10 protein-coding genes are annotated in these 13,240 nt (G+C 61.0%); 7 read left to right on the top strand and 3 right to left on the bottom strand.

Annotation, left to right across the window (positions count from 1 at the left end):
• The coding region (locus tag LAT62_RS13510; RefSeq protein ID WP_293384905.1) for a phosphoenolpyruvate carboxykinase (ATP) at positions 1 to 844 on the bottom strand (844 nt) is incomplete at its 3' end.
• A gap of 373 nt (positions 845 to 1,217) precedes the next feature.
• Between LAT62_RS13510 and LAT62_RS13505 the strand changes: the two genes are divergently transcribed.
• From LAT62_RS13505 to LAT62_RS13480, 6 genes are all read left to right on the top strand, one after another.
• Entirely contained in the window at positions 1,218 to 2,759 is a 1,542-nt protein-coding gene (locus tag LAT62_RS13505) for a glutathione ABC transporter substrate-binding protein (RefSeq protein ID WP_293384902.1), read from the top strand.
• Positions 2,760 to 2,856: 97 nt separating this feature from the next.
• Positions 2,857 to 3,777 (top strand): nickel ABC transporter permease, encoded by a 921-nt coding sequence (gene nikB / locus LAT62_RS13500; RefSeq protein WP_293384899.1) that lies wholly within the window; start codon positions 2,857 to 2,859, stop codon positions 3,775 to 3,777.
• A 12-nt stretch (positions 3,778 to 3,789) separates the two neighbouring features.
• A complete protein-coding gene (locus tag LAT62_RS13495) occupies positions 3,790 to 5,346 on the top strand; it encodes an ABC transporter permease (RefSeq protein ID WP_293384896.1) in 1,557 nt (518 codons plus the stop codon).
• Between the two features lie 7 nt (positions 5,347 to 5,353).
• A complete protein-coding gene (locus LAT62_RS13490) occupies positions 5,354 to 6,406 on the top strand; it encodes an ABC transporter ATP-binding protein (protein WP_293384893.1) in 1,053 nt (350 codons plus the stop codon).
• A complete protein-coding gene (locus tag LAT62_RS13485; RefSeq protein ID WP_293384890.1) occupies positions 6,403 to 7,446 on the top strand; it encodes an ABC transporter ATP-binding protein in 1,044 nt (347 codons plus the stop codon). Before LAT62_RS13490 ends, LAT62_RS13485 begins: the two co-directional genes overlap by 4 nt.
• A gap of 82 nt (positions 7,447 to 7,528) precedes the next feature.
• The gene (locus LAT62_RS13480) at positions 7,529 to 9,616 is read left to right on the top strand and encodes a sigma 54-interacting transcriptional regulator (RefSeq protein WP_293384887.1); all 2,088 of its coding nucleotides are present in this window, start codon (positions 7,529 to 7,531) and stop codon (positions 9,614 to 9,616) included.
• A gap of 18 nt (positions 9,617 to 9,634) precedes the next feature.
• Here LAT62_RS13480 and LAT62_RS13475 read toward each other — a convergent pair whose 3' ends face one another.
• Both LAT62_RS13475 and upp read right to left on the bottom strand, forming a co-directional pair.
• Positions 9,635 to 10,879 carry a uracil-xanthine permease family protein gene (locus tag LAT62_RS13475; RefSeq protein ID WP_293384884.1) on the bottom strand — a complete coding sequence of 415 codons (1,245 nt, stop codon included), beginning with the start codon at positions 10,877 to 10,879 and terminating at the stop codon, positions 9,635 to 9,637.
• A 44-nt stretch (positions 10,880 to 10,923) separates the two neighbouring features.
• Complete coding sequence (gene upp / locus LAT62_RS13470; protein WP_293384881.1) at positions 10,924 to 11,550, bottom strand: uracil phosphoribosyltransferase; 627 nt, start codon at positions 11,548 to 11,550, stop codon at positions 10,924 to 10,926.
• A 193-nt stretch (positions 11,551 to 11,743) separates the two neighbouring features.
• Between upp and LAT62_RS13465 the strand changes: the two genes are divergently transcribed.
• Positions 11,744 to 13,141 (top strand): MDR family MFS transporter, encoded by a 1,398-nt coding sequence (locus LAT62_RS13465; RefSeq protein ID WP_293384878.1) that lies wholly within the window; start codon positions 11,744 to 11,746, stop codon positions 13,139 to 13,141.
• Positions 13,142 to 13,240 lie beyond the last annotated feature (99 nt).

The raw sequence follows: 13,240 nt of genomic DNA, 5'->3' as shown, positions 1-13,240 counted from the left end.
GCACCGCCTGATGCCGGATCGCCTGGTGGATGACGGGCTCTTTCTCCGGACTCAGATCCACACACTTGGCGTAGCAGCCGCCTTCGAAGTTGAAAACGCCGTCGGTGCCCCAGCCATGCTCGTCGTCACCGATCAGCAACCGATTCGGATCTGCCGACAGGGTGGTCTTGCCAGTGCCCGACAGGCCGAAAAACAGAGCCGTGCGGCCATCCTGGCCCTGATTGGCGGAACAGTGCATGGGCAGAATCTCCTGCTCGGGCAGCCAGAAGTTGAGGGCTGAGAAGACCGCCTTTTTCATTTCTCCGGCATAGGGCATGCCCGCCAGCAGAATCCGCCGGCCCTGCAGGTCAATGGCAACAATGCCGTCACTGCGGGTGCCGTCACGCTCCGGGTCACAGACAAAACCCGGTGCATTGAGAATGGTCATCGGCGCCTGGTCATTCGGGTTCCAGTGATCGGGGCGGATAAACAGGTTGTGCGCGAACAACTGGTGCCAGGCCGTTTCGGTATGCACCTGCAGCGCCATGTGGTGCTGTGGATGGGCGCCACCATGATAGTGCCCGAGATAGTGGTCTCGGCACTCCAGCCAGGTGGCCACGCGGCACCAGAGTGCCTCGAACACTGCCGGTGACAGGGGCTGATTCACATCGCCCCAGGCTATGGCGTCTTCCGTCACATGGTTCTTGACGTAGAAACGGTCTCGCGGTGAACGACCGGTACGATGCCCGGTGCGGACCACCAGGGCGCCGTTGTCTGCAAGGCTTCCCTCGCCCCCGGCAATGGCGCGATCCAACAGGGTGCTGCGGTCGAGGTCAGTCTGTACGCCTTTATTGGCGGTTTTCATGGGTGTCTCCTGACGCAGACAGTGTCTGCTGTATCTTTTTTGGGTTCGGGTTGCGCCTGTAGCGCACGCCTAAAGTCTATGCAAACCCGCTGTAAGTCAGTGTTTCAGGATGCGACAACTGGTTTTTAATGGCCGCCAACTTATTGGGCTCCCCATAAACCACCAAATAACCCTAATAAACCCATTAAACCCTTTTAACACCCAAATAGACCTGTCCCGAGGCCATCCGGCGCCGCAGGAAAACGACATCGAAATATCTTCAGCCCTTGCCGGGCGCGGCTTTCAGAGGGTCATGGAAAAATAGCAAAGCAGACTGGTACAGGCCTTGCTGAGAGGGGGTGAACCCATTACAAGAGCACAACGGGAGTCAACCATGTCTTCTACTTTCCGTAATTGGACAGCATTGGCGATGACCGCCAGTCTGACCGTAACGGCCCAGTCGGCCCTGGCCGACAACGAGGTGGTGATCGTCATCGAAGCCGAGCCCACTTCAATGGACCCGCACAACACTACCGATTCGAACTCAGCGACCGTGCAGAACCCCATGTTCGAAGGTCTGCTGCGCTTCAACGAGTCCATGGATATCGTCAACGTCCTGGCTGAAGATTTTGTCTACAGCGATGACGCCACCGAAATCACCTTCACTCTGCGCTCCGGCATCGAGTTCCATGACGGCGAGTACTTCGACGCCGACGTGGTCAAGCAGAACCTGGACTTTGTCCGCGATTCCGACAATGGTCTGGCGCGTTCTTCTTTCTTCTCGTTCATTGACGAAGTCATCGTCGAAGACGACTACACCGTCACCATTCGTGCCGAAGAGCCCAACTCTGCCATGGCGTCCTACATGGCCCACAGCTCTGCTGCCATGAAGTCGCCGGCCGTCATCACGCGCAAGGCCGAAGACTCTGACTACAACATGGACCGCGAAGGCGCTGTCGGCACTGGCCCCTACCAGTTCGTCGAATGGCGTGACGGTGTGGAAGTCAGCGTTGAGCCGTTTGCTGGCTACTGGGATGCCGACAATGCCGCCAAGGTAGACCGCATCGTTTTCCGTCCGGTGCAGGAAGCCAGCACCCGCGTCAACATGCTGCAGACCGGCGAAGCGGATCTGGTGTTCCCGATTCCCACACTGAATGCCTCTCAACTGGAAGGCAATGCGGATGTGGACCTCTACACCGGCCCCACCACTGACGTGTTCTACATCGGTCTGAACCTGGAGCAGGACAAGTACAATGACCTGCGCGTTCGCCAGGCCATGAACCATGCCATCGACAAGGATGCGCTGATCGCCCAGGTACTGGACGGCTACGGCACCATTGCTGATTCCGCCATTGCCCCCAATGTCTACGGCTATGCCGAACAGGACATCTACGAGTACGACCTGAGCGAAGCCCAGGCGCTGCTGGCGGATTCCGATCAGGCAGACGGCTTCTCGGCCACCCTGTGGACACGCAACAACACCGAGTTCGTATCGGTTGCGGAATTTGTCGCCATCCAACTGGGTGAACTGGGCATTGACGTCAGTGTTGAAGCTTTCGAAGCCGGCACACTGTTTGACATGCTGGACGCCGGTGAAGGCACCGACATGTATATCGGCCGCTGGTCTCCGGGTACCGGGGAAGCCGACTATGGCCTGCGCCCGAACTTCGCGTCCGACCGCGTACCGCCCAACTTCAACAACTCCGGCTTCTACCGCAATGAAACAGTAGACCAGTTGCTGGACAGCGCACTGGCCAACCCGAACCCGGAAGAAGCGCTGGACACCTATGCTGAAGTTCAGACCATCATCTACGATGACGCCCCCTGGGTATTCCTGCATATCCCGGATGCCATCGTGGCCAAGAACCCCAACCTGCACGGTGTATTCGTATTGCCTTCCGGCAATGTACACGTCAGCCAGGTTGAGCTCCGGTAACCTCTCTCCTCTGTTGCTCTGAGGCTGTTGCACTCCCGTTCGAACCGGGCGGGAGTGCCTTTTTCACACGCCGACTGTAGGCAGGAAGTCAGACATCATGTTCAGTTATATACTTCGTCGCATTGTGGGCATGGTGCCCATTCTGCTCGTGATTACCGTGATCGCGTTTCTGTTTGTCCATCTGACGCCCGGTGATCCCATTCGCATCATGTATGGCGCCGAAATCGACCAGGAGACCTATCAGCAGATGCGAGCCCGCGAAGGGTTCGATGATCCGATGGTCGTCCAGTACGGTCGCTACATGATGAATATGCTGCAAGGGGATTTCGGCATCTCCTATCGGACACGCTCCAATGTCTCCGATGAAATCATTCGCCGCTTCGGTTACACCTTTGTGCTGACGGTGCTCAGCATGATCTGGGCGCTGGTGATCGGCATTACGGTCGGCATCATCTCCGCCACACGGCGCAATTCCTGGATGGACCGCACCGGCATGGTGACCACCATTACCGCGCTGTCGATTCCGGAATTCTGGTTTGGTCTGATGATCATGCAGATCTTTGCCGTGCAACTCGGCTGGTTCCCGACCAGTGGCAGTGGCACCTGGATTCACCTGATGCTGCCGTCGCTGACCCTGGGCTTCGGGGTGGCCGCAACCATTGTCCGCTTTACCCGCTCCAGCATGCTGGAGGTACTGCGCGAAGACTATGTGCGCACCGCCCGCGCCAAGGGCCAGAGCGAACGGGTGGTGGTGTGGAGCCATGTGCTGCGCAACGCGCTGATCCCGGTCGTCACCATGTCGGGCCTGCAGTTCGGCTTCCTGATCGGCGGTGCCGTGGTGGTGGAGCAGGTCTTTGCCTGGCCCGGTCTCGGCTCCTATCTGATCGACAGCATCCTGAACCGCGACTATCCCGTCATCCAGGCGCTGATTCTGCTGTTTTCCTTCCAGTTCCTGGTGATCAACCTGCTGGTGGATATCAGTTACGCCTGGCTGAACCCACAGATTCGCTACCACTAGGAGAGCCTGTTCATGACTTTATACAATGCTCAGGCACCGTTCTGGCTGTTCATGCGCAAATTCCTGCGCCAGCGGTTCGCCGTGAGTGCCTTTTTCGTCCTGCTGCTGATCATGGGCGTGGGTATCTTCGGCCCCTGGATAGCGCCTTATGACCCGCATCGGCCGGTAACCGCGCAATATGCCGATCGCGGCATCGATGTCAGCCAGTTGACGCGCCAGAACCTGGCCGTCGAAGGCGTGCTCAGTGATGGCAACCGCCTGGCTCAGGCGGACCTGCCGCAGATCAATGTATCTTCCGACAACCGGCGAATTGCCAATATTCGCCGCACCCGAACCGGCGTCAATGTGATCGCCCAGTCGGCCGGCCATACCCGGGCCCATGTCGAAAGTGGCGACGTGGCGTCCGGTCTGGATATCCGTGTCGTGGGCGAAGTGCTGCTCGGTGACGTCGAGCCCGGCATCGCGCAGTTGCGTATTCTGGCCCCGGACACCAGCGTTGAGCCGGGCGCCGAGTTCCAACTGGACTTGCAGGCCCTGCGCACCAATGAGACAGAGCTGGAAGACCTGGCCGCCGTGCAGGCCTTTGCCGAAGAACATGTTTCACCACCCGAGCCCACCAGCTCCAGCGGCTTTCAGACCAGTGCCACGGCCGAAGAGCCAGAAGGCGGCGTCATCTGGCGCTCGCTGAATGAAGACGTGGCGGAAGTCAGTGACGAGGGCGTCGTGCGCTTTCTGGCGGATGGTGAAGGCCTGATTCAGGCCCAGGTGGGTGGCGTGAAAGCGCTGATCCAGTTCCAGGTAGGTGACGCTGCAGTCGAGCCCCGGCTGGTCAGCCTGTCGCTGTCTGACCGCGAGATCGAACTGACCGACGCCTACAAGCACCAGCGCCCCTCCGAGCGGCACTGGTTCGGCACCGACCACCAGAACCGGGATATCCTGAGCCGCGTCATTCACGGCACCCGCGATACCCTGATGATCGGCTTCGTGTCGGTGGCCATCGGTACCGTGGTGGGCACCTTTCTGGGCCTGCTGGCCGGCTACTATGGCGGCCGACTGGACTCTGCCATTACCCGCATGACCGACATCCTGCTGGCCTTCCCCGGCATTCTGCTGGCCATAGCAGTCATCGCGTTTCTCGGCGCCGGGCTGATCAACATCATTCTGGCTGTCGCGGTGTTCACGGTGCCGGTGTTCGTGCGCATCGTCAGGGCGTCGACCCTGTCGCTGAAGGAAATGACCTACGTCGAGGCTGCCCGGTCGATCGGCGTGCGCGATGCGGTCATCATCAGCCGCCACATCTTCCCCGGCACCCTGTCGGTGATCATGGTGTATCTGACCATGCGCATCGGGGTCGCGATCCTGATCGGCGCCGCGCTGAGCTTCCTCGGTCTGGGTGGTGACATCACCGCGCCGGAATGGGGCTCCATGCTCAGTGCGGCCAAAGACAACAGCAGCACCGTGTTTCACGCCACCTTCTTTCCCGGGCTGGCCATCGTGATCACGGTATTGAGCTTCAACATATTCGGCGATGGCCTGCGCGATGCGCTGGACCCCAAACTGAAGGAGTAATGCCCTCATGACCTCTGTATCAGACGCTGCACCCGGCAGCGACGCGCCGACATTGCTCGACATTCGCGACCTTGAGGTCCGGTTTCGCAGCGACGGGCGCGAAGTGGCCGTGGTTGACGGGATCAGCTTTCAGATCCGCGAACGCGAAACACTCGGTATTGTCGGCGAGTCCGGCTGTGGCAAGAGTGTGACCTCGCTCTCCATCATGGGCCTGGTGCCCAACCCGCCCGGTCGGGTGGCGGGCGGCGAAATCCGCTTTGCCGACCGTGACCTGCTGACACTGCGCGAGCGCGACATGCGACGTATTCGGGGTAACGAGATCTCGATGATCTTTCAGGAGCCGATGACCTCGCTCAACCCGGTGTTCACCATCGGCCGGCAGATCGACGAGGTGCTGCACCTGCACAACAGCCTGAGCAACGCGGCAGCGCGCCAGCGTTCCATTGCCATGCTGGAGAAGGTCGGCATCCCGCGCCCCGAGGCCATCTATGACAGCTATCCCTATCAGTTGTCCGGCGGCATGCGCCAGCGCGTGATGATCGCCATCGGGCTGGCCTGCGAACCACGCCTGCTGATTGCGGACGAACCGACCACGGCCCTGGATGTGACCATTCAGGCGCAGATTCTGGACCTGATGCGTGGCCTGCGCGACAGCACCGATACCGCCATCATGTTCATCACCCATGACCTGGGGGTGGTGGCCGAAATGTGCGATCGGGTAGTCGTCATGTATGCCGGTCAGGTGGTGGAAGAGGCGCCGGTGGATGATCTGTTCAACAACACACAGCACCCCTACACCCTGGGCCTGATGGCCTCCATGCCGGATGCCTCGCAGAAAAAGGACCGCCTCTACGCCATACCCGGCCAGGTACCGCTGCCCGGTTCCGTGGAGCGCGGCTGCCGCTTTGCCAAACGCTGCGAGAAGGTGATGGACCGCTGCCGGCAGGAAGCGCCGCCGCTGTATCGGATTGACGACACCCACACCAGCCGCTGCTGGCTGCATGCCGACACGCATGAGCCGATCAATGTTGAACGCCTGCAGGAGGAGCCCAGCCCATGACCACCGACACCGCAACTCGACCAGAGACGGCAGCGCCCGGGCAGGACGACCGCACGATCGCCACCGACAAGCAGCCCCTGCTCGATGTGCAGGGCATGAAGATTCACTTTCCGCAGACCAAGGGGTTCATCCGCAAGCAGACCCAGTGGGTGAAGGCGGTCGACGGGGTGTCTTTCCAGTTGCAGGCCGGTCAGACCCTCGGGCTGGTGGGCGAATCCGGCTGTGGCAAGTCCACCTCCGGGCGCGGCATCACCCATCTGATCAAGCCCACCGAAGGGCGGGTGATACTGAACGGCGAAGACCTCGAAGACCTGGCGCCGGAAGACCTGCGCCAGCGGCGGCGCGATATGCAGATGGTGTTTCAGGACCCCTATGCCTCGCTCAACCCGCGCCTGCGCGTTGAGGACATACTGGCCGAACCCCTGAAAGCCCATGGCGTGACCAACAAGGCCGAGCGCCGCCAGCGCATCAACGAGATGCTGGATGTGGTGGGCCTGAACCGCGGCTTTGCCCTGCGTTACGCGCACGAGTTTTCCGGCGGCCAGCGTCAGCGCATCGGGATTGCCCGGGCGCTGATTCTCAACCCCAAGCTGATCATTGCCGATGAACCGGTGGCGGCGCTGGATGTGTCCATTCAGGCGCAGATTCTGAACCTGCTGAAAGACCTGCAGGCGGATTTCGGACTGGCCTACCTGTTCATCTCGCATGATCTGAGTGTGGTGCGCCATCTGTGCAACCGCACGGCGGTGATGTATCTGGGCAGAATCGTGGAAATCGGCGATACCGAGCAGATCTTCTCGAACCCCATGCACCCCTATACCCAGACGCTGCTGGATGCGATTCCGGTGTCCAATCCGCGGCTGCGGCGCGAACGGGTTATCCTGAAAGGGGACGTGCCCTCGCCGGTTGACCCGCCACCGGGCTGTGCCTTTGCCGGGCGCTGTCCGGAAGCCCATGCCCGCTGTCGCGAAGAACGGCCGCAACTGCAGGCGCAGGGTACCGACCACCAAGTGGCCTGCCATCTTCATGATCCGGCGTGATCGAGGCCCTCTGGGTGCCAGCCCGGTATACTTGACACCGGGCTCTGGTCTACCATATCCGTCTAACTGGCGGGAACAGACCATGGCACCCAAACACCAGATCACCCTGTTGGCAGGCTCGGAAGAAACGCGTGAGACCCTGCTGGAGCAGCTTATCGACATTGTCGGAGATCTGGCCGACATCACCAGCTATGCCGCAGAAGAAGACGAAATTCCGCAGATCGACCAGGGCATTGTGGTGCTGTCCTCCCACATGCTGTATGAAGAGGTGCACCGCTGTATCGGCCCGGCCAGTACCTGCATCATTGCCGAGCGGGTGGTCAATTTTCACCATATCGACGCCCTGCTCGAGCTGCCCGAAGGCACCGAGGTGCTGTACGTCAACGACTCGCCGGACAATGTGCACCGTTCCATTGATTCGCTGCGCAATCTCGGTATCGACCATCTCAACTACTTCCCATATTTCCCCGGCAAGAAGGCGGTCAAGCGCACGCGTATCGCCGTCACCCCTGGGGAAATCGGCCTGGTACCGGATTTCATCGAACAGGTGATCAATATCCGGCCCCGGCTGATCGACATGACCACCATCGTCAACCTGCTCAACGAACTGGAACTCGACCAGGAAACGCGACGCGTGCTGTCCGACCGCTACATCCAGAAGATCATCGACCTGAGCAAGCGCATTACCCGCATCAGCCATGAAACGCGGCGCATGAGCGAACACCTGAAGCAGGTGGTGGACGGCGTGCATGACGGCATACTGGCGGTCAATCGCGAAGGCATCATCACGGTGTTCAACGGGATTCTGGAAGACATTCTCGATGTGCGCGGCGGCCGGGTGATCGGGCGGCGCATCGAGGACATCATCGATGACCCGGACCTGGTGCAGTTCATCACCAGTGAACAGGATGAACCCAACCGCTATTTCACCCTGGGCCAGAACGACATCATGGTGCACCGGCTGACCATTGATGCCGACCAGAGCCGGGTGGCCACCTTCAAGAACGCCGGTGAAACCCTGGAAATGGAGCGCCGCCGGCGCCATGACCTGGTCAAGAAGGGCCACTACGCCAAGTACCACTTCAACGACATCGTCGGCCACAACGCCACCCTGCAGGAAACCAAGCGCATCGCCACCAAGCTGGCCGCTTCGGAACTCACCGTGCTGATTGACGGCGAAAGTGGCACCGGCAAGGAGCTGTTTGCCAGCTCCATCCACAACGCCTCGCCGCGCCGCAACGGGCCCTATCTCGCAGTCAACTTCAGTGCCCTGCCGGAAGAACTGGTGGAGAGCGAACTGTTCGGACACGAAGAAGGGGCTTTTACCGGCGCCCGGAAAGGCGGCCGCAAGGGCCTGTTCGAGCAGGCGCACGGCGGCACCCTGTTTCTGGACGAGATCGGCGACATCAGCCTGAAGGTGCAGGCTCGTCTGCTGCGCGTGCTGCAGGAAAAGGAGCTGCTGCGCGTCGGCGGCACCGACATCATTCCGGTGGATGTGCGCATTGTAGCCGCCACCAACCGCAACCTGCTGAGCATGATTCGCAAGGAGCAGTTCCGCGAAGACCTGTATCACCGGCTCAAGGTGCTGTACCTGCACCTGCCGCCGCTGCGCCAGCGGCGCGACGACATCGAAGAGTTGGTGCGCTATGCGGTGCACCAGTCGGTGCGCGAGGAAATCCAGATCAGCCCGGAAGTGTTCCGCGAACTGGAACGCTACCCCTGGTACGGCAATATCCGCGAACTGCGCAACACCATCGACTATATGCTGGCCGTGTGCGACGACAATGAACTGCGTCCCAAGGACATCCCCGATGCGGCCTTTTTCCAGTCGGCCCCGACCGGCGATACCCCCGCACAGGGCATGCAGCCCACGGTCAACGCCGCGCCACCACCGCCGTCAGCGGCCATCAACCCGGAAGAGCTGGACTACATACTCCGCCTGGCCGGCGAACAACAGCAGGAGACCGGCAAGATCAGCCGCCACGAGCTGGTCAAGCGCAGCGACCAGGCCGGTCGCCCCTTCACCGAACAGCAGATTCGCCACCGGTTGCACCTGCTGCAGGAGCAGGGGTATATCCACGTCTACCGCGGCCGCACCGGCAGCCGCCTGACGCAAAAGGGCTTCGGGCGCATGAGTGAACTGAGCGGTTCTAAGGCGGCAGGGAGCTAGCTCCCTGCCTTACCGGCGTTATTCAGCCGTTGCCTGCCGCTCCTCGTTGTCGATATGCCGGCCCGGCAGCACCAGGTTCAGCACAATCGCCACCACCCCGCACAGGGCGATGCCCTGCAGGGCAAATTCTGCCTGACCGACCACCATGCCACCGATGCCGAAGACCAGCGTGACCGCCACGATGATCAGGTTGCGCTCTCGGGTCATGTCGACGCCGTTGCGCACCAGGGTGTTCATGCCCACGGCCGCAATGGAGCCGAACAGGACCACCAGAATGCCGCCCATCACCGGGTCGGGGATGGTCTGCAAAATGGCGCCCAGCTTGCCGATAAAGGCCAGCACCACGGCAAAACCGGCCGCCCAGATCATGATCACCGGGTTGAACATCTTGGTCAGCATCACTGCCCCGGTGACTTCCGAATAGGTGGTGTTGGGCGGGCCGCCGAACAGGGCCGCGGTGGACGTGGCCACGCCGTCGCCGAGCAGGGTGCGATGCAGGCCGGGCTTGCGCACATAGTCCTTGCCGGTGACCTTGCTGATCGCCATGACATCACCCACATGCTCGACCGCCGGTGCAATGGCCACCGGGATCATGAACAGAATGGGTTGCCACTGGAAGGTCGGTGCCACGAATTCGGGCAGCGCCACCCAGGCCGATTCCTGCATGGGCGTGAGGTCGACCATACCCATGGGCAGTGCAACCATATAACCCACAGTCACCCCGATCAGGATGGGCACCACGCGAAAGATGCCGCGCGCGAAAGCCGCCGTGACCACGGTGGCGATCAGCGCCGTCATGGACACGAACAGGGCCGGCCCGTAGCCGTAATCACCGGTTTCTCCCATCGCCATATCAATGGCGACCGGCGCCAGGCTGAGACCGATCACCATGATGATGGGCCCGATGACCACCGGCGGCAGAATAAAGTGCAGGAAGCCGGGGCCCTTCCACTTCACCGCAGCCGACAGCAGGATGTAGAGCACCCCGGTAACGACCAGCGCGCCCATGGTGGCCGACATGCCCCAGGTCTGCACCGCATAGCCAATGGGCGCGATAAAGGCGAACGACGACGCCAGAAACACCGGGACGCTCTTGCCGGTAATGAAATGGAAGATCAGGGTGCCGACACCGGCGGTGAACAGGGCCACACTGGGGTCGAGACCGGTCAGCAGGGGCATCAGAACCAGTGAGCCAAAGGCGACCACCAGCATCTGGGCGCCCACCAGCGGGGTGCGCCAGGCGGGCATTGAGGAAGTTGTCATGGGTGCGATTCCTTGTGTCTGTTTTTCTTCGTAGTGCGAGACCCTCAGCGCGTCCCGAAAATCTTGTCGCCTGCATCGCCGAGACCGGGCACGATATAGCCCTGCTCGTTAAGGCGTTCATCAATGGCGGCGGTATAGATATCGACATCCGGATGCTTTTCTTCAACCAGGCGAATACCCTCGGGCGCCGCCACCAGCACCAGCGCACGAATCTGCGTGCAGCCTGCCTTTTTCAGCATGTCGATACAGGCCACCATGGAGCCGCCAGTGGCCAGCATGGGGTCCACAATCAAGGCCATGCGCTGTTCGATATCGCTGGCCATTTTTTCGAAATAGGTCACCGGCTGGAGGGTTTCTTCGTCGCGATACAGGCCGACCACGCTGACCTTGGCGCTGGGCACCATGTTGAGCACGCCATCCAGCATGCCCAGGCCGGCGCGCAGAATCGGCACCACGGTGATCTTCTTGCCCTTGATACGCTCACCCGGAGTGGGGCCAATCCAGCTATCCACGGTATAGGTTTCCAGCTCCAGATCCGCAGTGGCTTCATAGGTCAGCAGACTGCCGATCTCACCGGTGAGTTCACGGAAGCTGCGCGTGCTGATGGCATTGTCACGCAGCAGAGACAGTTTATGCTTGACCAACGGGTGGCGAATTTCGCGGATGCTCATGGCGGGTGCTCCAGTGGATTCCTTTTGCCGCGGAATCATAGCAGACTGCCGAAAGGCGGAACATAAAGCCGCTGGACCGAAACCGACTCTGCTGCGTACAGTACTGTCTTTCCCGCCTTCCACCCTGTTGCGCCCGCAGGACGGAACCCGGGCAAACCTCGTCATCAGCACACTATGAACCTTCGGAGATACCATGGAGCAGGCATCCGCCACTGAAATCAATCGCCCCCTGATACTCGGCGTGCTGATTTTCGGCGGCTTTGTCGTGGTGCTCAACCAGACGCTGATGCTGGTGGCCATACCGCCCATCATGCGCGATTTCGACATCACCGCCAGCCAGGCGCAGTGGGTCACCACCGGTTTCATGCTGGCCAATGGCATTCTGATTCCCGTCTCGGCCGCGCTGATCGACCGCTTTTCCAGCCGGTCGCTGTATCTGGTGGCGCTGAGCATCTTTCTGCTCGGCACCGTGATTGGCGCCAACGCCCAGTCGTTCCCCATGTTGCTACTGGCCCGCATTATCCAGGGCATCAGTGCCGGCATTGCCATGCCTCTGGGTCAGACCGTCATCATGTCGCTGTTCCCGCCCGAGAAGCGCGGCGCCGCCATGGGCCTAGTGGGCATGATCATCGCGTTTGCCCCGGCCATCGGCCCGACCCTGTCCGGATGGCTGATCGAGCAGCATTCCTGGCGCTTTCTGTTTATTGTGCTGCTACCCTTTTCGGTGCTGGTGCTGGTTGCTGCCTGGTGGGTGATGACCGATGTGACCATGCGTCGCGACAGCCACATCAACCCCACCTCGGTCACCTTGTCGACGCTGGGCTGGGGCGGGCTGCTGTATGGCTTCAGCATGGCCGGCTCAGTGGGCTGGGCAAACGCCAACGTCTGGGGTGCGTTGGGCATTGGTGCTGTGGCGCTGGCCATATTCATCCCGCTGCAACTGCGCATGGCTAACCCCATGCTGGAGTTCCGGGTGTTCCGTTACCGCACCTTTGCGCTGACCACGCTGTTGTCGATGATTGTGTTCTCGCTGCTGATCGGCCCGCAAACCCTGCTGCCCTTCTATGTTCAGAATGCACGGGGGTTCGGCGCCCTGCAGACCGGTCTGCTGTTGTTGCCGGGCGCCATTGTAATGGGCGTGATGTCACTGGTGTCCGGGCGGCTATTCGACCGCTTTGGCATCAAATGGCTGGCCGTCGCCGGGCTGCTGCAGATGGCCGCTGCGCTCAGCCTGTTTGCCGGGCTCGACCACGACACCCCTCTGAGCCGCATCACCTGGGGCTTCATGCTGCACATGATGGGCATCGCCACCCTGATGATGCCGCTGATTACCGCCGGCATTAATGCCATGCCGCGCGAGCTGATTTCACACGGCACCGCTATGAACAACACACTGCGTATGGTCAGCGCCTCGATTGTGACCGCGCTGCTGGTCACCCTGATGAGCTCGCGAGCCGCCATGCTGACCGATGTCACCGACGAAGCGGCCCTGATCGCCGGTGTGCGCACCGCCTTCATGGTTGCCGCAGGCATCGCGCTGACCGGCGCAGTGCTCGCGTTTCAACTGCGTGATCGCATTACAGATCAATGATTTACGGTGGACTTGACGCCCGAAATTAGTATACTGCGCGCATCCGCCCGTAGCTCAGCTGGATAGAGCGCTGCCCTCCGGAGGCAGAGGTCAGAGGTT

Origin of the sequence: Natronospirillum sp. (genome assembly GCF_022565775.1) — a bacterium.
Taxonomy (GTDB): Bacteria; Pseudomonadota; Gammaproteobacteria; order Pseudomonadales; family Natronospirillaceae; genus Natronospirillum.
This window is presented reverse-complemented; position numbering and strand designations above follow the sequence as displayed.